Origin of the sequence: Enterobacter sp. 940_PEND (assembly GCF_001059415.1) — a bacterium.
Lineage (GTDB): Bacteria > Pseudomonadota > Gammaproteobacteria > Enterobacterales > Enterobacteriaceae > Enterobacter > Enterobacter cloacae_M.
Window position 1 is genome coordinate 79658 of record NZ_JUMS01000053.1, and the last position, 19493, is coordinate 99150.

Genomic DNA, 19493 nt, shown 5'->3' on the forward strand with positions numbered 1-19493 from the left:
TTGTTCTCCAGGTGAAGGGATCCATATTCCCCGCTTAAGCCTGGTTCACAACTCCTAAAAAATCATCGTCATGGTGAAATCGGGGTAAACTTAAGAGAGACCTCAAAAGGAGGAAATGACAATGAAACGCTTGATGATTCTTGCGGCGCTGATCCCGTTTGCCGCGCTCGCACAGCCACTCAACACCATGAATAACCCGAACCAGCAGGGTTACGTTATCCCGAGCCAGCAGCGTATGCAGACGGAGATGATGAGCCAACAGCAGCAGCAAAAAGGAATGCTCAATCAGCAACTGAGAACGCAGACCCAGATGCAGCAGCAAAGCCTGCAAAATCAGATGAATGCCAATACCCAGCGCGTACAGCAGGGTCAGGTGCGCGAGCAGCCGCTGCCGAACAAAAACGGCGGAATGTTAGGGGGGATGACGTCGTCAGGCAGCGGACAGCAGCACATGCTGCCGCCGCAGTCGAATGGCAGTATGCTTAATCCGCAGAACTAAAGTCCGGGCCGATCAGGTCGATTGCATCGGTACAGATGCTGTCCACGCCCCAGCGCAGCAGTTCGGCTGCGCGCTGGGGTTTGTTAACCGTGTAGACCAGAATATGCAGACCCGCGTCCTTCAGCATCTTCACCCGCGCCTCATCCAGCAGCTTGTGGTTGAGATGGATAGAAACGCACGCTAAGCGTGTCGTCAGCTCGCGCCAGTCCTCGCGCCACTCGTCAAGCAGCAGCCCGCGCGGCAGCTCCGGCACGGCCGCCTGTGCGGCCTCCAGCGCATCGATTTCAAATGATGACAGCAGCGGCGCGGTCATCCCTTCCCACAGCTCGCGCGCGGCCAGGGCAATGACTTTGCCCGTCAGCGGCCCGGTGCCGGTGGTCGGTTTGATTTCGATGTTGGCCATCATCCCGTGCAGGCGACAGCGATCGGCCACTTCCGCCAGCAGCGGCAGCGGTTCGCCTTTGAATTCGCCGCTGTACCAGCTTCCGGCGTCGACCTTCAGCAGATCGCGCCACGGCAGCTCGCCAGCCACGCCCCATCCGTTGCTGGTGCGTTCGAGGTTATCGTCATGCAGCAGGAAAATCTCGCCGTCTTTCGACAGCTTGGCGTCGAACTCGATCATCGTGTGACCGTAGCGTGCGCCAACGTCAATCGCCGCCAGCGTATTTTCCGGCGCCAGCTTACCGCCGCCACGGTGGGCGACGACGTGGGGATAAGGCCAGTTGCTCATACTCGTTGTCCTGTTTCACCGTCAAACAGGTGCAGATGATTTTCCGGCAGGTGTAGCCACAGCGTGCTGCCTGCTTTAGGGCGCTCCTGATGTGCCAGCCGCACCACCATTTTTTGCTCGCCCCAGCGCCCGTGCGCTAGGTTATCTGCACCCAACATCTCCAGCGTGTCCATCACCAGCGGCACGCCGCCTTCCGCCTGAGAGGTTAAACCAATATGTTCCGGGCGGATACCAAGCGTCATCTTACGCCCGGCGTGGCCACGATAGTACCAGTTGATCGGCAATGCCATCCCGCTTTCCAGCTCAAAGTGCGTGCCCGCATTGCTGATACGCCCTTCCAGCAGATTCATCGCCGGGCTGCCGATAAAGCTCGCCACGAAACGGGTGGCCGGTTTCTCGTAGACCTCCACCGGGGTACCAATCTGCTCGGCAACGCCTTTGTTCATCACCATCACGCGCTGGGCGAGGGTCATGGCTTCAACCTGATCGTGGGTGACGTACAGAGAGGTGGTTTTCAGACGACGGTGCAGCTGCTGCAGCTCAAGACGCATCTGCACGCGCAGCCTGGCGTCGAGGTTAGACAGCGGCTCGTCGAAGAGGAATACCGCCGGATCGCGCACGATGGCGCGCCCCATTGCCACGCGCTGGCGCTGGCCGCCGGAGAGCTCGCGCGGGCGGCGCTTCAGCAGGCCGTCCAGCTCGAGAATGCGCGCCGCCTCTTTCACCCGCTCGTCGATATGGCCTTTGCCCATGCCGCGGATTTTCAGCCCCCAGGCCATGTTCTCTTCCACGCTCATGTGCGGATAGAGGGCGTAGTTCTGGAACACCATCGCGATGCCCCTGTCTTTTGGCTCCATTTCGGTGACGCGCTGACGATCAATCCAGATATCCCCGGAGGTTACGCGCTCCAGCCCCGCCACCATGCGCAGCAGGGTGGATTTGCCGCAGCCGGACGGGCCGACCATCACGATGAATTCCCCGTCCGCCACGTCGAGCGTCAGCGGCTGAATCACCTGGGTTTTACCATCCCAGCTTTTGGTTACTGCCTGAAGTTTTAAACCTGCCATCTTATTTCTCGCTATCGACCAAGCCGCGGACAAACGCGCGCTGCATGGCTAAAACAATGACTACGGGTGGGATAAGGGTGAGCAGCATCGCCGCCATCACCTGGTTCCAGAGGGTGGTGCCTTCGCCGGTGGCGATCATGCCTTTGATGCCCGCCACGGCGGTGCCGAGGTTGACGTCCTGAATAATCAGCAGCGGCCACAGGTACTGGTTCCAGCCGTAGATAAAGGTGATCACAAACAGCGCCGCAAGGTTGGTTTTCGACAGCGGCAGCACGATGTCGCGGAAGAAGCGCATCGGCGACGCGCCGTCGATGCGCGCCGCTTCAATCAGCTCGTCCGGCAGAGTCATAAAGAACTGGCGGAACAGGAAGGTGGCGGTCGCCGAGGCCATCAGCGGCAGGGTTAAGCCCGCGTAGCTGTCGAGCATCTTCAGGTTGGCGATCACCTCCACCGTCGGGAAGATACGCACTTCTACCGGCAGCATCAGCGTAATGAAGATCATCCAGAAGAAGAGGTTACGCAGCGGAAAGCGGAACCAGACGATGGCGAAGGCCGAAAGCATCGACACCGTAATTTTGCCGACCGTAATGCCAAACGCCATGATGAAGCTGTTGAGCATCATCAGCCAGAACGGCGCACTGTTGGCGCCCACGCCCCGGGTCCAGATGGTCTTCATGTTCTCGAACAGATGCCCGCCGGGGAGCAGCGTCATCGGCGTGTCGAACACCGCTTTGGTGTCCAGCGTGGCGGCGACAAACGCCACGTACAGCGGGAAGAGGATAACGATGATCCCTAAAATCAGCATGGTATGGCTGAAAATCGTCAGCCCGCGACGGTTCTCAATCATTGGTAGCGCACCTTACTTTCGACATAGCGGAACTGCACCACCGTGAGGATGATGACGAGGAACATCAGCACAACCGACTGCGCGGCGGAGGCGGAGAGATCCAGACCGGCGAAGCCTTCGCGATAGATCTTATAGATAAGCGTCGTGGTCGCCTGCACCGGACCGCCTGCGGTCGCCGCGTCGATCACCGGGAAGGTGTCGAAGAAGGCGTACACGAGGTTAACCACCAGCAGGAAGAAACTCACCGGGGCGATCAGCGGCAGCGACAGCCTGAAGAAGCGACGAATGGGTCCTGCGCCGTCAATCGCCGCGGCTTCCACCAGCGAACGCGGAATGGACTGCAGCGCGGCAAAGAAGAACAGGAAGTTGTAGCTGATCTGCTTCCACACCGAGGCGAACACCACCAGAAACATCGCCTGGCCGCTGTTCTGGGCGTGGTTCCAGTCGTAGCCCAGTTCGGCCAGGAAGTGGGTAATCAACCCGCGCCCGGGGTTAAACAGGAAGATCCACAGCACGGCGGCGACGGCGGGAGCCACGGCGTAAGGCAGCAGCATCAGGGTTTGATAAATACGGCTGCCGCGCACTACATAGTCCACCAGCGCGGCGAAAAACAGCGAGGCAACCAGACCGCTGACGGTCACCAGCGCGCTGAACTTCATCGTCGTCCAGAAGGAGTCCAGGTAGTAGCTGTCATGGAACAGCGCGGTAAAGTTGTCCAGGCCAACAAACTGGCTGGAGAGCCCGAACGGATCGACGCTTTGTACCGAGTACCACAGCGCTTCGCCCGCAGGCCAGATAAAGAAGATAACGGTGATGACCAGCTGCGGCGCGACCAACAGGTACGGAAGCCAGCGGGAACGGAACACCGGACGGGATGATGACATTGAGATTTGGTTCCTGGCGATTTCTGTTTTCTCCCTCTCCCTGGGGGAGAGGGTTGGGGTGAGGCATCAGGCCGCATTAATCCGTAGGCCCGGAACGCTGCGCGTCACCGGGCATTTTTTTACGATTTCGTCGACTGCTCAAAGCGGCGCAGCAGCTGATTCCCGCGCTCTACCGCAGAATCCAGCGCCTGCTGTGGCGTTTTCTTCCCGGTCCACACGCTTTCCAGCTCTTCATCCACGATGGTGCGGATCTGCGGCATGTTGCCCAGACGCAGGCCTTTGGTGAACGGCAACGGCGGCTTGTTCAGCATCTGACGCGTCGCGATGTCCGCGCCCGGGTTCTTGCTGTAGAAGCCCTGCTCGCGGGTCAGGTCGTACGCGGCTTTGGTGATCGGCAGGTAGCCGGTCTTCTGATGCCATTCGGCGGCGTTTTCAGGCTTGGCCAGGAAGTCGAGGAACTCGGCCACCCCTTTGTAGGTGCCCTTGTCTTTACCCTGCATCACCCACAGGCTCGCTCCGCCGATGATGGCGTTCTGCGGCGCGCCCTTCACGTCAGCGTCGTACGGCATCATGCCCACGCCGTAGTTGAATTTGGCGTAGTGGCGGATATCCGCCAGCGAGCCGGAAGAGGCGGTGGTAATGGCGCAGTCGCCGTTGTAGAACTTCTCGGTGGATTCGTCTTTACGCCCGAAGTAGCTGAAGTCGCCCTTCTTGTTCAGATCGGCAAGCAGCGCGATGTGCTTCACCTGCTCCGGCTTGTTGAACTCTAGTACCGCATCGGTGCCGTCGAAGCCGTTGTTTTTGGTCGCCACCGGCAGGCCGTGCCAGGCGCTGAAGTTTTCAATCTGGATCCAGCCCTGCCAGCCGCTGGCGTAGCCGCACTTCATCCCCGCCGCTTTCAGCTTCGCGGTGTACTCCGCCAGGTCCTGCCAGGTTTTTGGCGGCTGCTCCGGGTCTAAACCGGCTTTTTTGAAGGCGTCTTTGTTGTAGTACAGCACCGGCGTGGAGCTGTTAAACGGCTGAGACAGCAGATGGCCGGTTTTGGAATCGGTGTAGTAACCCGCTACGGTCGGCACGAACTGGGATTCATCGAAGTTGATGCCCGCTTCTTTGAACACTTCATAGACCGGCTTGATGGCTTTGGAGGCCATCATGGTGGCGGTACCCACTTCATAAACCTGTAACAAGGCCGGCGCGTTGCCGGTACGGAAGGCGGCGATGCCCGCGCTCAGGCTCTGCTCGTAGTTGCCTTTGTACACCGGCACAATTTTGTAATCCGGATGGGTGTCGTTGAAGCGCTGCGCCAGGGAGTCAACTTCTTTACCCAACTCCCCTTCCATGGAATGCCAGAACGGAATGGTGGTCACAGCCATTGCGTTCGTCGCAAAAGCCAGACCCAGTGCCAGACCCAAAGCTGTGTGTCGTAACGATGTCATTGTCATCTCTCTTATTGTGCCGGATGCGCGATATCACGCGTTTTATGCTCGCGAGGTAACATGACATGCTCGAATTACAGAAAAATAACTGTTTGTTTACAGATAAGTGACAGCCAGGCGTCAGGGGGATGATGGTTGTATGAAGGGGGATGGGGGGGTTAGGTGCGGTCTGGTGCCCTCACCCCGACCCTCTCCCACGGGGAGAGGGAGCAAACACTAAAAAAGGCAACTTGCGTTGCCTTTTTGCTTTTACCTATCCGCCCAGATACGCGCTCCGCACCGCCTCGTTCGCCAGCAGCGCGTCGCCGGTATCCTCCAGCACCACGCGGCCGTTCTCCAGCACGTAGCCACGGTCGGCGAGCTTCAGCGCCTGGTTGGCGTTCTGCTCGACGAGGAAGATAGTCATCCCCTCTTTGCGCAGCTGCTCAATGGTGTCAAAAATCTGCTGGATGATGATCGGCGCCAGACCGAGCGACGGTTCGTCCAGCAGCAGCAGGCGCGGTTGGCTCATCAGCGCGCGGCCAATCGCCAGCATCTGCTGCTCACCGCCGGACATGGTGCCCGCACGCTGGATGCGGCGCTCCCACAGGCGCGGGAAGAGTTCGTATACCCACTTGATGCGGGTCTGGTATTCATCGCGGTGAGCGAAGAAACCGCCCATCGCCAGGTTCTCTTCCACCGTCATACGCGAGAATACGCGGCGCCCTTCCGGAACAATCGCCACCGCCTCGCGCATGATTCTGGCAGTCTGCCAGTCGGTAATGTCTTTACCATCGAACACAATCCGCCCGCTGGTGGCGCGCGGGTCGCCGCACAGGGTGCCGAGCAGCGTGGTTTTGCCCGCGCCGTTGGCGCCAATCAGGGTCACGATTTCACCCTGATTGATATGCAGGCTGACGTCGTGCAGCGCCTGGATCTTGCCGTAGTGCGCGTTGACCTTGTCGAACGTTAACATCGCTTTTTCCATCTTATGCCTCACCAAGGTATGCGCGGATCACGTCCGGGTTGTTGCGGATCTCTTCCGGCGTGCCGTTTGCCAGCGGCGTGCCCTGGTTTACCACGTAGATACGGTCCGAAATGCCCATTACCAGCTTCATGTCGTGCTCAATCAGCAGGATGGTGGTGTCGTGACTGTCGCGCAGCTCGGCAATCAGCTCGTCCAGCTCTTTGGTCTCTTTCGGGTTGAGCCCTGCCGCCGGTTCGTCGAGCATCAGGATTTCCGGCTGCGTCACCATGCAGCGCACGATTTCCAGGCGGCGCTGGTCGCCGTAGGCCAGGTTGCTCGCCTGACGGTTGGCGTGCTGCAGCAGGCCAATGCGGTCGAGCCAGGTGGCGGCGCGGTCAAGCGCTTCATCCTGCGCGCGGCGGAAGGCCGGGGTTTTCAGCAGGCCGGAGAACAGCCCGGTTTTCAGCTGCTGATGCTGTGCCACCAGCAGGTTCTCAATCACCGTCATCTCGCGGAACAGACGCACGTGCTGGAAGGTACGCACCACGCCCATGCGGGCGATCTGCTGGCCAGGCAGCCCTTCCAGGTGCTGATCGCGCAGCATGATAGTGCCGCCCGTTGGCTTGTAGAAGCCGGTCAGGCAGTTAAATACCGTGGTTTTTCCCGCGCCGTTCGGACCAATCAGGGAGACAATCTCTTTCTTGTGCAGATCCAGATTCACGTTGTTGACCGCCAGCAGGCCGCCAAAACGCATCATCAGGCCGTTAACGGATAATAATGGCTGACTCATGCCTGCTCTCCTTTCGCTTGCCCGTTCTTCAGCTTCAGCTGTGGACGGGTCATCGGCAGTAGACCCTGCGGACGCCAGATCATCATCAGCACCATCAAACCACCCAGCATCAGCATGCTGTATTCGTTAAAGTCGCGCATCAGCTCGCGTGAGACCACCAGCAGGATGGCCGCGAGGATAACGGCAAACTGCGAGCCCATCCCGCCGAGCACCACAATTGCCAGCACAAAGGCGGATTCGGCAAAGGTGAACGATTCCGGGCTGACGAAGCCCTGACGCGCGGCAAACAGCGTTCCGGCGAAACCAGCAAACGCGGCGCTGATGGTGAACGCGGTCAGCTTGATGCGGGTCGGGTTCAGGCCCAGGGAGCGGCAGGCGATCTCATCTTCACGCAGCGCTTCCCACGCGCGGCCCAGCGGCATGCGCAGCAGACGGTTGATCACGAACAGGGTAATCACCACCAGCAGCAGCGCCACCAGATAGAGCCAAATCACGCGGTCGGACGGGTCATACTTCACGCCGAAGAAGTTGCTGAAGGTGTCCCAGCCGCCTTCGCGGGCGGTACGGCTGAACTCCAGGCCGAAGAAGGTCGGTTTCGGGATCTGGCTGATGCCGTTCGGGCCGCCGGTCACTTCGGTGTTGTTGAGCAGCAGGATACGGACGATTTCGCCGAAGCCTAAGGTCACAATCGCCAGGTAGTCACCGCGCAGACGCAGCACCGGGAAGCCAAGCAGGAAGCCAGCAGCGGCAGAGACCAGCCCCGCCAGCGGCAGGCAGGTCCAGAAGCCGAGGCCGTAATAGTGGTTCAGCAGCGCGAAGGTATAGGCGCCGATGGCGTAGAAGCCGCCGTAGCCCAGCACCAGCAGGCCCGAGAGCCCCACGACCACGTTCAGACCGAGGCCGAGAATCACGTAGATCATGGTCAGAGTGGCGATATCCACGGTGCCGCGAGACACCACAAACGGCCACGCCACGGCGGCTACCAGCAGCGCCACGAGGAACAGCTTCTGCTTAACCGTAGAACCGTCGATTGCCGGCAGCACGAATTTCGGACCGGAGACGTTTTTCAGCGTCTTCTGGAACAGCGGACGCAGCAGCTGGAACAGGAACACCACGGCCGTACCGATAAATACCCACTGCCAGCGAATGTCAGCTGCGGTATCGACAACCAGTTTGGTGCCATTCAGCTCAAGCTGGACGCCCATAAAGACGCTGGCCAGCACGAAGAACATGGCGGCAGAGAGCAGCGCCATTGCAAAATGCATCGGTTTCATACTTTCTCTACCTCCGGACGGCCCAGAATACCGGTAGGCATCACCAGCAGAACCAGAATCAGCAGGGCAAACGACACCACGTCTTTATATTCCGTGCTCAGGTACGCCGAGGAGAGCGCTTCCGCCACGCCCAGGATCAGGCCGCCGATCATCGCGCCCGGAATACTGCCGATACCGCCCAGAACCGCCGCGGTGAAGGCTTTCATCCCGGCCATGAAGCCGATGTACGGGTTGATCACGCCGTAGAACTGGCCGAGCAGGACACCCGCCACCGCCGCCATCGCGGCGCCAATCACGAAGGTCAGGGCAATCACGCGGTCGGTGTTGATGCCGAGGAGACTCGCCATCTTCAGGTCTTCCGCGCAGGCGCGGCAGGCGCGTCCCATACGCGAGTAGCGGATGAACAGCGTCAGGGCGAGCATCGCAATAAAGGTCACGACCCAGATAACCAGCTGCATGGTGGTGATAGAGGCCGCGAAGTTTTCGCTGGCCCCCACAATCCACTGGCCGTTAAACAGGCTTGGCAGCGCCACGTCGCGCGAACCTTCGGTCAGGCTGACGTAGTTTTGCAGGAAGATCGACATCCCGATCGCGGAAATCAGCGCAATCAGGCGCTTGGAGCTGCGCACCGGCCGGTAGGCCACGCGCTCAATGCTCCAGCCGTAGGCGCTGGCAATCACAATCGCGCCGACAAACCCGGCGGCGACCAGCAGCCAGCTGCTGTCGATGCCCATCATCATCAGGGCGGCGATAATCATAAAGGAGACGTAGCTACCGATCATGTACACCTCGCCGTGGGCGAAGTTGATCATGCCGATAATGCCGTAAACCATCGTATAGCCGATGGCGATCAGCGCGTAGGTGCTTCCCAGCGTAACGCCGTTAAACATCTGCTGCAGGAAATAGAGAAACTGCTCGGACATATGCAAACCTTTTTATACCCGCCCGTCATGCCGGGCGGTGGGATGATTATTTGGCGGCCGAGGATGAACCGTCGGCGTGCCACTTAAAGACACCAAACTCAAATCCCTTCAGATCGCCTTTCTCATCCCAGTTCAGCGGCCCAATCACGGTGTTCGCCCCGTGTGCTTTTAAATCTTTAACCAGATCCAGCGGTTCTTTGCTGCCGGAGCGATCCAGCGCGGCGGCCAGAGACTGTACGGCCGCGTAGGTGATCCAGACGTACGGACCACTCGGATCTTTCTTCTGCGCCTTGAGCGCATCCACGATAGCCTTGTTGGCCGGATCCTGGTCATAGCGTTTTGGCATCGTCACCAGCATGCCTTCGGCAGAATCCCCCGCGATATTTGACAGGGAGGCATTGCCCACGCCCTCTGGCCCCATAAACTGGGTTTTCAGACCGGTGGCGCGCGCCTGACGCAGCATCTGTCCCATCTCCGGGTAATAGCCGCCGTAGTAAACGAAGTCGATATTCTCTTTTTGCAGGCGGGCAATCAGCGCGGAGAAGTCTTTCTCACCGGCGGTAATGCCGTCGAAGAAGACGATGTTCGCGCCGCCTTTTTTCAGGCCGTCCTGCACGGAGCGCGCCAGGCCTTCGCCGTACTGCTGTTTGTCATGAATAATGGCAATGCGCTGTGGCTTAACGGTCTCGAGGATGTATTTGGCAGCGGTGGGGCCCTGCGAGGAGTCCAGACCGGCGGTACGCATGATGTGCTGATAGCCGCGCTGGGTCAGCTCCGGGTTCGTTGCGCCTGGGGTGATCATCAGTATGCCTTCGTCTTCGTAGATATCAGACGCAGGCTGCGTGGAGGATGAGCACAGGTGGCCGATCACATACTGGATACCGTCGTTGACGATTTTGTTGGCGACCGCGACGGCCTGTTTAGGATCGCAGGCATCGTCATATTCCACGCCCACCAGCTTGTCGCCTTTGATGCCGCCCTTGGCGTTGATGTCTTTGATGGCCTGGCGCGCGCCGTTGAACTCCATGTCACCCCACTGGGCAACAGGGCCGGACATCGCCCCCACTACCGCAACCTTAATGTCGTCTGCCATAGCGGCATGCGAGATCGACAGTGCGACCATCCCCGCGATTAACGTCTTCGCGTTCCTTTTCATCTCTGAATCCCCATTCGTGATGTCGTGTTTATATTTTGTTTTATTATGGTTAAAAAGCATTCTGTACTTTTAATGAACAACGCTATTTTTACCAGTGCCTTTAATGGTTTAGCGCAGTTTTTTGTCAAAAACCAGACTAAAATCTCTATTTTTCAGGCGATTAAGCAAAGATAATATTCTGAAATCAGGCAGAGATAAACAAATAAAAGTGCAGTTTGCAGCATAAAATAACGGTACAAAGCGCCGAATAAATCACTACCGTTCAGGTTAAAATTCTGCTTATTTTTCGATCCATGTGTTTTCAAACTGCCCATCGCGTTGCCAAAAAACTAATCACCTGGTTAATGAGAATAAAAAGAGGAAGCCGCTGAGTGAATAAATTGAGTACACTGCCCCTACTCAATCTGATTTGGACAAGTGGCTAATGAAACTGACTATCGTGCGTCTGGTGACCTTTAGCGACCAGGATCATATCGACCTGGGCAAGATCTGGCCGGAATATTCCCCTTCGTCGCTGCGCGTTGATGAGACCCACCGCATTTATGCCGCGCGTTTTAACGAACGCCTGCTGGCTGCGGTTCGCGTAACCCTGAGCGGTACAGAAGGGGCGCTGGACTCGCTGCGCGTGCGTGACGTCACCCGTCGTCGCGGTGTGGGACAGTATTTAATTGAAGAAGTGATCCGCGAAAACCCGAGCGTGACCTCATGGTGGATGGCTGACGTGGGCGTGGAAGACCGCGGCGTGATGGCGGCGTTTATGCAGGCGTTAGGGTTTACGGCGCAGGAGAGCGGTTGGGAGAAGCGCCAGGGCTGATTTGTGCTGCCTGATGCCCTCACCCCGGCCCTCTCCCACGGGGAGAGGGAGAAAACATTAAAAAAGGCAACTTACGTTGCCTTTTTGCTTTTATTTTGCGTCTGTCGCCGTGCCGTTAGCATGCCAGTCAAACACGCCGAACTCGAAGCCCTTCAGGTCGCCCTTCGCGTCCCAGGAGAGTGGTCCCATGACGGTCTCGACGGTATTCGCTTTCAGCCAGGTGGCAATCTCAGCCGGATCGGCCGACTGGTTCAGGCCCGCCTGCAGCGACTGCAGCGCCGCGTAGGTGGTCCAGACGAACGCGCCGCTTGGATCCTGTTTCTTCGCCTTGATGGCATCTACGATAGGTTTGTTCGCAGGGACCTGATCGTAGTTCTTCGGTTTGGTTACCAGCAGGCCTTCGGCTGATTCACCCGCAATGTTAGACAGGGAAACGTTCGCTACGCCTTCCGGCCCCATAAACTGGGTTTTCAGGCCCGCAGCGCGCGCCTGGCGCAGGATCTGACCCATTTCCGGGTGGTAGCCACCGTAGTAAACGAAGTCGATATTCTCTTTCTTCAGACGCGCCACCAGGGTGGAGAAGTCTTTCTCACCGGCGGTGATCCCGTCGAAGAACACCACGTCGGCATTCGCTTTCTTGAGGTTATCCTGCACTGAACGCGCCAGACCTTCACCGTACTGCTGCTTGTCATGAACGATGGCAATGCGCTTCGGCTTCACTTTTTCAACGATGTATTTCGCCGCGGTTGGGCCCTGGTCAGAGTCCAGGCCGGTGGTGCGCAGGGTCAGCTTGTAGCCGCGCGCGGTAAGCTCCGGTGCGGTCGCCGCTGGGGTGATCATCAGAATACCTTCGTCTTCGTAGATGTCAGACGCTGGCTGAGTAGAGGAAGAACACAGGTGGCCGATAACGTATTTGATCCCGTCGTTCACCACTTTGTTCGCAACCGCGACCGCTTGTTTCGGGTCACAGGCATCATCATATTTTACGATCTGCAGTTTTTCGCCTTTGATACCGCCCTTAGCATTAATGTCTGCAACCGCCTGTTCAGCGCCGGTAAATTCCTGGTCGCCGTACTGTGCTACCGGACCGGACATTGCGCCAACCACAGCCACCTTGATGTCTGCCTGTGCCATGGTGCTGAATGCCAACGCGATACATCCTGCCAGTAACGCTTTACCCTTCATGTTCATCCTGAGATTCCCCATTATTATGGTTATTACGATTGTTGTGATGTTGTTGTGCAGCGCTTTATGTCAGTTATAGGTGTGCTGTCCGCGCTTTTTCAGCATACTCTGCTAAAACATACCCGATTTTTATGATTTTGGAATAGCTAATTTGAAATGAATATATGATAAGCCCGGCGGGGATTTTCGCCGGGCATATGGCTTTAACGTGTCAGCGACGCGGAGATAATGTCCAGCGCTTTACGGAATTGCGCTTCAGGAATAGTCAGCGGATACAGGAAACGAATGACGTTGCCGTAGACGCCGCAGCTCAGCAGCAGCAGCCCTTCCTGCAACGCGCGATCCTGCACCTGGCGGGTAAATTCCGGCGAAGGCTGCCCCGTTTGCGGGTCGTTAAACTCCACCGCCACCATCGAGCCCTGCGCGCGAATGTCAGCGATATACGGGCAGCGTTCCTTCGCCTTATTCAGCACTTCCACCAGGTGGTGGCCAAGATGCGCCGAGCGCGTGCAGAGATCCTCTTCATCAATCACGTCGAGCACGGCATGTGCCGCCGCAATCGCCAGCGGGTTTCCGGCGTAGGTACCGCCCAGCCCGCCAGGCGCGGGTGCGTCCATCACCTCCGCACGGCCAGAAACCGCCGAAAGCGGCATCCCGCCCGCCAGGCTTTTCGCCATGGTGATTAGATCGGGCTTCACGCAGTGGTGTTCCATCGAGAACAGCTTGCCGGTACGGGCGAAGCCGCTTTGCACCTCGTCGGCAATCAGCAAAATACCGTGGGTGTCGCACAGGGCGCGCAGCGCCTGCATAAAATCAGCTGGCGCAATGTTGAAACCGCCCTCTCCCTGAACCGGTTCGAGAATAATGGCCGCGACCTGGTCGGGTGCGATATCCGCTTTAAAGATGCGTTCCAGGCTTTTCAACGCTTCCGCCGTGTTGACGCCGTGCAGTTCATTCGGATATTGCGCGTGATACACCGAACCGGGGAACGGGCCAAAGCCGATCTTGTACGGCGCAACTTTGCCGGTCAGCGCCATGGTCATAAAGGTGCGGCCGTGGAACGCGCCGCCGAAGGTGATAAGGCCGGGACGTTTGGTGTACGCCCGGGCAATTTTGACCGCGTTTTCGACCGCCTCAGCCCCCGTGGAGAAGAATGCGGTTTTGGCCGGACCGTCAACGGGCACGCGCTGGTTGATACGCTCGGCAAGCGCCACATAGCCTTCGTACGGCACAATCTGGTACGCCGTATGGGTAAACGCGTGGAGCTGTTTTTCAATAGCGGAAATGACTTTTGGATGGCGATGGCCGGTATTCAGCACCGCGATCCCGGCGGCGAAGTCGATGTACTCGTTACCTTCCACGTCCCACACCGTGGCGTTTTCAGCTTTATCGGCGTAGAAGTTACACATCACGCCGATGCCGCGCGGCGTCGCCTGTAAACGCCGGTCGTTCAGTTCGTTATTTTTCACCCTGTCCCCCTGAGAAAGTCGCCTGCTTAGCGCATCAGTAAGTGTTTGCCAGGGGGAGGGAATTCGCCAGAGCGGGCGCCAAAAAAACAAAACCCCCAGACTTTCATCCAGGGGTTCTCGGTGTACTTCGCGGAAATTACGCTTCGATAGCGGCGCGAAGTTTTTTCATGGCGTTCTTTTCAAGCTGACGGACACGTTCCGCAGAAACGCCGTAGCGGTCGGCCAGCTCCTGCAGCGTGGACTTGTTGTCTTCGTCCAGCCAGCGGGCGCGGATAATATCCTGACTACGCTCGTCGAGGCCTTCCATCGCATGGGTCAGCTTGTTCGCGGCCTGATCTTCCCAGTTATCCTCTTCGATGCCGTCAGCAAAGTTCGAGGTTTTATCCTGCAGATACAGAACCGGTGCCATCGGCTGGCTGTCAGATGCGTCGTCGTCGGAGGACATATCAAAGGTCATGTCCTGCGCGGCCATACGGGATTCCATCTCACGCACGTCTTTGCTGGTTACGCCCAGCTCGCGCGCCACCATTTCCACTTCATCCTGGTTGAACCAGCCCAGACGCTGCTTGGCTTTACGCAGGTTGAAGAACAGTTTGCGTTGCGCTTTTGTCGTGGCGACTTTCACGATACGCCAGTTGCGCAGCACGTATTCATGAATTTCTGCTTTGATCCAGTGCACAGCGAAGGAGACGAGTCGCACACCCACTTCCGGGTTAAAGCGACGCACAGCCTTCATCAGGCCGATATTACCTTCCTGAATCAAGTCCGCCTGCGGCAGGCCATAGCCCGCATAGTTACGAGCAATGTGAACAACAAAGCGCAGGTGAGACAGGATCAGCTTTTTCGCTGCTTCCAGATCGCCCTGGTAATGCAGCTTTTCAGCAAGCTCCTTTTCTTCCTCGGCCGTTAACATCGGCCAGGTGTTCGCAGCCCGGATATAAGATTCCAGGTTACCAACAGGGGCTAAAGCTAAAGTTTGCATTTCTTTGGTCATTCATTCCTCTCAATGTTTCTTCTGGTCCTGGTCGTCCCCGTCAGGCAACAACCATGCCAAAGCGTTTGAGCAACGAGATTAGCATTCACTCTTTTATCAGACAGTGATTTTATCCACAAGTTCCAGGTGCAACGGTGAATAAATTACGCACAAATTGTGACATGGAGATGATAACAGGGGAAGCGACAACAGGGACGCTTTCCCTGCAGAGCGAGCATCTCGGTGCAGGGAAAGATTATATCACGCTTTTATTAGTCGGGAGTAAAGTGACGTAAATGTTGAACGGTTGCCAGCCAGGCTGCCACCCACCCAATCATCGAACAAACCAGCAGCAGCAACAGGCACTCATCGAAGCCTAAGCCACTGATATCAAACTTTGTTCCGAAAACCTGCGCCACTTCAGTGACGGCAGACGAAAGCCGCATCACCAAAATTTCTGACAATATCAGTGAAAGAAATGCACCGGAAAAACCGAGCAGTGCACCGCCGTAAAGGAACGGTCGGAGGATGAAACCATCCGTTGCACCAATCAGTTTCTGCACGTTGATGGTATCGCGACGGGCGAAAATGCTCAGGCGCACGCTGTTACCGATGACGAGGAAGACCGCCGCCACCATCAGCACGCCAATCATCGCCGCGACGCGTCCTACCAGCCCGGTCAGGGCAGAGAGACGCGCAAACCAGCTGTCGTCCATGCGCACTTCATCAATGCCCTTAATGCGCGTGATGCGATCGCGCAGGGTGTTAAGCGAATCGGTCCCCTGGAAATCCAGCTTCGGGATCACCACCGCAACGGCGGGCAGCGGGTTCTCTTCGAGCATATCCAGCGCGCCGCCAAAGCCAGACCAGTTACGGAACTCGCCCAGCGCGTCTTCACGTGAGAGATAGTTGACCTTCTCCACGCCCTGCTCGGCCTGGATTTGCCCAACCACCTGCGCGGCGGCGTTATCATCGAGCGCTTTATCCATATAGACCGTGATCTGCGGAGACGGATAATACTGTGAGGCCGCCTGGTTGACGTTTTTATAGACCATATAGCAGACGCTTGGCAGCGTCAGGGAGATGGCGATCACCATCACCGTCAGGAACGTCGCCAGCGGTTTGCTTTTCAGATCCTGCAGCGCGCCGTGGAAAGCGTAGCGCACCTGCTCGTTGAACACGTTGGTTTTACGGGAGGCCGGTTTTGGCGCGGCCTTCTGGCGCTTCGGCGCATTACGATTGCCGTCACCACCGCCCTGCGGCTTACGGAAACGGTCAAACCGGTTCCCGAACTGCCGAATCTGGTTTATTGCATCACGCTTGTTCACCGTGGCCTCCGTGCAAATGCCCGTCGCTCAGGGTCAGCATGCGGTACGAACGACGGGAAATGAGCCCGATGTCGTGCGTCGCCATCAATACGGTGACTCCTACGCGGTTAAATTCCTCAAACAGACGCAAAATCCCTTCTGACAGAGCATCGTCCAGGTTACCGGTCGGTTCATCCGCCAGCAGTACGGCAGGCTTGTTCACCACCGCGCGGGCGATGCCCACGCGCTGCTGTTCACCGCCGGAGAGCTGGATCGGGAAGTTCTTCGCTTTGTCCAGCAGCCCGACCTTATCCAGCGCCGCAGAGACGCGACGGCGGATATCGTCATAGCTGGCGCCGGCAATAATCAGCGGAATGGCCACGTTATCGAAAACGGTGCGATCCATCAGCAGGTGGTGATCCTGGAAAATCATGCCGATCTGACGACGCAGGAACGGCACTTCGCGGTTTTTCAGGCGGCTGATCTCATGGCCGCCGAAAAAGATTTTCCCGGCGCTTGGCCGCTCGATCCCACAGATAAGCTTGAGCAGGGTACTTTTCCCCGCGCCGGAATGGCCGGTCAGGAATGCCATCTCGCCCGGCTGCAGGTGGAATGTCACCCCCTGCAGCGCTTGTCTCCCACCGAGATAGGCCTTGCTGACGTGTTCAAAGCGAATCATTGTTAGTCCTCTCGGGCAAATAATGCCTCAATAAAGTCGTCCGCTTTAAACGGACGTAAATCCTCAATACGCTCGCCCACACCGATGTAGCGGATAGGAATGCCGAACTGATCGGCCACGGAGAAGATCACCCCGCCTTTCGCGGTGCCATCCAGCTTGGTCAGCGCGATCCCGGTCAGTCCTACCGCTTCAGTGAACAGCTTCGCCTGGCTGATGGCGTTCTGTCCGGTGCTGGCATCAATGGTCAGCATAATTTCATGCGGCGCGTCTTCGTCCAGCTTCTTCATGACGCGGACGATTTTCTTCAACTCTTCCATCAGGTGCGATTTGTTCTGCAAACGCCCTGCGGTATCGGCAATCAGCACGTCCACGTTGCGCGCCTTCGCCGCCTGGATGGCATCGAAGATCACGGACGCGGAATCCGCGCCGGTATGCTGGGCAATCACCGGAATGTTGTTGCGCTGGCCCCAGACCTGGAGCTGCTCAACCGCTGCCGCGCGGAAGGTATCGCCCGCCGCCAGCATCACCGATTTGCCCTGCTGCTCGAACTGACGCGCCAGCTTGCCGATGGTGGTGGTTTTGCCCACGCCGTTCACGCCAACCATCAGAATAACAAATGGCGTTTTGCCTTCAATATTAAGCGGTTCGTCAACTTTTGCGAGAATTTCACCCATCTCGTCTTTCAGCAGGCCGTACAGCGCTTCGGCGTCGCGCAGCTGTTTGCGGCTCGCCCCTTCGGTCAGATTGGCGATGATCTTACGGGTGGTTTCCACGCCGACGTCCGCAATCAGCAGCTGTTCTTCCAGCTCTTCAAAGAGATCGTCGTCGATCTTCTTGCCGCGGAACAGACTGATAAATCCGGAACCTAAGTTTTCTTTGGTTTTGAGCAGGCTGCGCTTCAGGCGCGCGAAGAAACCTTCTTTGGTCGGTTTTTCCTGCTCCTGGACGCTCTCTTCTTCGGCCTGCTCTTCTACCGGCACGACGATGACCGCTTCTTCCGCGGCTTCTGCCGCCAGCGCCTGGGCTTCCAGCTCTTCGTCGGTAAGCTCTGGCTCGAGTGCGGCTTCTTCTTCCACCGCCTCAACAATTTCAACGGTTTCCGCTTCCGCCTGCCACTCTTCGGCAGAAACCTCTTCGGCTTTCGCCTCTTCCGGCAGCGGCAGCTCTTCATGTTCGATAACGGCCTGTGGCGCTTCGGTAATGTCCTCAACGATAATCGGTTCTGGCTTCTCGCTCTCCTGAACCTGTTCAGTGACCTCAACCACCTCTTGTGCAAAGGATTCAATCTCTTCTTTGCTGTGCGCCGTTTCTTCCGCTTCGACTACCGCGGCGGTTTCTACAGGCGTTTCAGGCTGCGACTGCTCTTCAACGGCTTGTTGCTCTTCGGTTTTCTGTTCTGTTTCTTGCTCTTTTTCACCGAAGCCCAGCCAGGAAAAGAAGCCACGTTTTTTTTGTTTTGCCATCTGCGACTACACTCCTCGCGGCGCTATATACATGGAAGCTAAAAAAATGATGAAATAGTCTAACACTTTACTTAATTGACATCACCGCCCGCAATCGCAGGCCAATTGTTAACAGAGCTTTCCTGAGATGAAGAAACCCAACCGCGCCCCGGCCGGTCAAATTCGTATTATCGGCGGTCAGTGGCGAGGCCGGAAATTACCGGTGCCGGACAGCCCCGGTTTACGCCCTACTACCGACCGCGTGCGCGAGACGCTGTTTAACTGGCTGGCCCCGTCAATGGTAGACGCCCACTGCCTGGACTGCTTCGCCGGAAGCGGCGCGCTGGGGCTGGAAGCGCTGTCGCGCTATGCCGCCAGCGCCACGCTGCTGGAGATGGAGCGCGGCGTTGCGCAGACGCTGCAGCAAAATCTGGCGACGCTAAAGGCGAGCAACGCCAAAGTCGTGAACACCAACACGCTGAGTTTTCTTGCGCAGAAAGGCACGCCGCATAACGTGGTGTTTGTCGATCCGCCGTTCCGCAAGGGGCTGCTGGAAGAGACGTTATCCCTGCTGGAGCAAAACGGCTGGCTGGCGGATGACGCGCTAATTTACGTTGAAAGCGAAGTGGAAAACGGTTTGCCGCCGGTTCCCGCCCACTGGGATCTGCACCGCGAAAAGGTCGCTGGTCAGGTGGCCTATCGTCTTTATCACCGTCAGGCACAAGGAGGCTCCGATGCCGGTACTGATTAACCTGGGACGTTTGCTGATGCTGGGCGTCTGGGCATTTTTGATTTTAAATCTGGTGCACCCGTTCCCGCGCCCGATGAATATTTTCGTTAACGTCGCGCTGATTTTCACGTCGTTCATGCACGCCCTGCAGATGGTGATGCTGAAAAACGGTCTGCCGAAAGACGGCCCGCAGATGACGGGCTGGCAGCAGCTGCGCGTGTTTATTTTCGGCGTGTTTGAACTGCTGGTGTGGATGAATAAGTTTAAGGCGCAGGTGAAGAAGTAAGGCGCGGCCTGATGCCCTCACCCTAACCCTCTCCCACAGGGAGAGGGAACGATTAC

The 19493-nt window shown here is 57.7% G+C and carries 20 protein-coding genes; 4 read left to right on the forward strand and 16 right to left on the reverse strand.

Annotated elements, in window-relative coordinates; all coding sequences use genetic code 11:
- Positions 1-121: 121 nt before the first annotated feature.
- The gene (locus ADJ24_RS08010) at positions 122-499 is read left to right on the forward strand and encodes a DUF2756 family protein (protein ID WP_023310030.1); all 378 of its coding nucleotides are present in this window, start codon (positions 122-124) and stop codon (positions 497-499) included.
- On the opposite strand, the gene ugpQ is transcribed toward ADJ24_RS08010, so the two are convergent.
- From ugpQ to livK, 10 genes are all read right to left on the reverse strand, one after another.
- The gene (gene ugpQ, locus ADJ24_RS08015; RefSeq protein ID WP_023310029.1) at positions 483-1229 is read right to left on the reverse strand and encodes a glycerophosphodiester phosphodiesterase; all 747 of its coding nucleotides are present in this window, start codon (positions 1227-1229) and stop codon (positions 483-485) included. The genes ADJ24_RS08010 and ugpQ overlap by 17 nt on opposite strands.
- A complete protein-coding gene (locus tag ADJ24_RS08020) occupies positions 1226-2296 on the reverse strand; it encodes a sn-glycerol-3-phosphate import ATP-binding protein UgpC (RefSeq protein WP_023310028.1) in 1071 nt (356 codons plus the stop codon). Before ADJ24_RS08020 ends, ugpQ begins: the two co-directional genes overlap by 4 nt.
- 1 nt (position 2297) lies before the next feature.
- Positions 2298-3143 carry a sn-glycerol-3-phosphate ABC transporter permease UgpE gene (ugpE, locus tag ADJ24_RS08025; protein WP_023310027.1) on the reverse strand — a complete coding sequence of 282 codons (846 nt, stop codon included), beginning with the start codon at positions 3141-3143 and terminating at the stop codon, positions 2298-2300.
- Entirely contained in the window at positions 3140-4027 is an 888-nt protein-coding gene (ugpA, locus tag ADJ24_RS08030; RefSeq protein WP_023310026.1) for a sn-glycerol-3-phosphate ABC transporter permease UgpA, read from the reverse strand. Before ugpA ends, ugpE begins: the two co-directional genes overlap by 4 nt.
- Positions 4028-4146: 119 nt before the next feature.
- Complete coding sequence (ugpB, locus tag ADJ24_RS08035; protein ID WP_023310025.1) at positions 4147-5463, reverse strand: sn-glycerol-3-phosphate ABC transporter substrate-binding protein UgpB; 1317 nt, start codon at positions 5461-5463, stop codon at positions 4147-4149.
- A 253-nt stretch (positions 5464-5716) separates the two neighbouring features.
- A complete protein-coding gene (gene livF, locus ADJ24_RS08040; protein ID WP_008500102.1) occupies positions 5717-6430 on the reverse strand; it encodes a high-affinity branched-chain amino acid ABC transporter ATP-binding protein LivF in 714 nt (237 codons plus the stop codon).
- 1 nt (position 6431) lies between these two features.
- Complete coding sequence (livG, locus tag ADJ24_RS08045) at positions 6432-7199, reverse strand: high-affinity branched-chain amino acid ABC transporter ATP-binding protein LivG (protein ID WP_023310024.1); 768 nt, start codon at positions 7197-7199, stop codon at positions 6432-6434.
- Positions 7196-8473 carry a branched chain amino acid ABC transporter permease LivM gene (gene livM, locus ADJ24_RS08050; RefSeq protein ID WP_023310023.1) on the reverse strand — a complete coding sequence of 426 codons (1278 nt, stop codon included), beginning with the start codon at positions 8471-8473 and terminating at the stop codon, positions 7196-7198. The genes livG and livM overlap by 4 nt, the downstream gene beginning before the upstream one ends.
- Positions 8470-9396, reverse strand: coding sequence for a high-affinity branched-chain amino acid ABC transporter permease LivH (gene livH, locus ADJ24_RS08055; protein WP_008500099.1), 927 nt, complete (start codon positions 9394-9396; stop codon positions 8470-8472). Before livH ends, livM begins: the two co-directional genes overlap by 4 nt.
- Before the next feature lie 46 nt (positions 9397-9442).
- Positions 9443-10552 carry a high-affinity branched-chain amino acid ABC transporter substrate-binding protein LivK gene (livK, locus tag ADJ24_RS08060; protein WP_023310022.1) on the reverse strand — a complete coding sequence of 370 codons (1110 nt, stop codon included), beginning with the start codon at positions 10550-10552 and terminating at the stop codon, positions 9443-9445.
- Positions 10553-10976: 424 nt separating this feature from the next.
- Here livK and panM point away from each other — a divergent pair, with 424 nt between their 5' ends.
- Positions 10977-11366, forward strand: a complete 390-nt coding sequence (gene panM, locus ADJ24_RS08065; protein ID WP_023310021.1) for an aspartate 1-decarboxylase autocleavage activator PanM — start codon at positions 10977-10979, stop codon at positions 11364-11366.
- Between the two features lie 90 nt (positions 11367-11456).
- Here the strand turns inward: panM and livJ are convergent, their stop codons facing one another.
- The 6 genes from livJ to ftsY all read right to left on the reverse strand — a co-directional run bounded on the left by livJ (position 11457) and on the right by ftsY (position 18442).
- Positions 11457-12557, reverse strand: coding sequence for a branched chain amino acid ABC transporter substrate-binding protein LivJ (gene livJ / locus ADJ24_RS08070; RefSeq protein WP_072163886.1), 1101 nt, complete (start codon positions 12555-12557; stop codon positions 11457-11459).
- 197 nt (positions 12558-12754) lie between these two features.
- Positions 12755-14020 (reverse strand): 4-aminobutyrate--2-oxoglutarate transaminase, encoded by a 1266-nt coding sequence (locus ADJ24_RS08075; RefSeq protein WP_023310019.1) that lies wholly within the window; start codon positions 14018-14020, stop codon positions 12755-12757.
- A 136-nt stretch (positions 14021-14156) separates the two neighbouring features.
- Entirely contained in the window at positions 14157-15014 is an 858-nt protein-coding gene (rpoH, locus tag ADJ24_RS08080; RefSeq protein ID WP_023310018.1) for an RNA polymerase sigma factor RpoH, read from the reverse strand.
- 251 nt (positions 15015-15265) lie between these two features.
- The gene (gene ftsX, locus ADJ24_RS08085) at positions 15266-16321 is read right to left on the reverse strand and encodes a permease-like cell division protein FtsX (protein WP_023310017.1); all 1056 of its coding nucleotides are present in this window, start codon (positions 16319-16321) and stop codon (positions 15266-15268) included.
- Entirely contained in the window at positions 16308-16979 is a 672-nt protein-coding gene (gene ftsE / locus ADJ24_RS08090) for a cell division ATP-binding protein FtsE (RefSeq protein ID WP_023310016.1), read from the reverse strand. The genes ftsX and ftsE overlap by 14 nt, the downstream gene beginning before the upstream one ends.
- A gap of 2 nt (positions 16980-16981) precedes the next feature.
- Entirely contained in the window at positions 16982-18442 is a 1461-nt protein-coding gene (gene ftsY / locus ADJ24_RS08095) for a signal recognition particle-docking protein FtsY (protein WP_023310015.1), read from the reverse strand.
- Between the two features lie 127 nt (positions 18443-18569).
- Between ftsY and rsmD the strand changes: the two genes are divergently transcribed.
- Together rsmD and ADJ24_RS08105 are read left to right on the forward strand one after the other, a co-directional pair.
- A complete protein-coding gene (rsmD, locus tag ADJ24_RS08100) occupies positions 18570-19172 on the forward strand; it encodes a 16S rRNA (guanine(966)-N(2))-methyltransferase (protein ID WP_023310014.1) in 603 nt (200 codons plus the stop codon).
- On the forward strand, positions 19156-19437 hold the full coding sequence (locus ADJ24_RS08105; RefSeq protein WP_023310013.1) for a DUF1145 family protein: 282 nt from the start codon (positions 19156-19158) through the stop codon (positions 19435-19437). Before rsmD ends, ADJ24_RS08105 begins: the two co-directional genes overlap by 17 nt.
- The last annotated feature ends 56 nt before the right edge of the window (positions 19438-19493 follow it).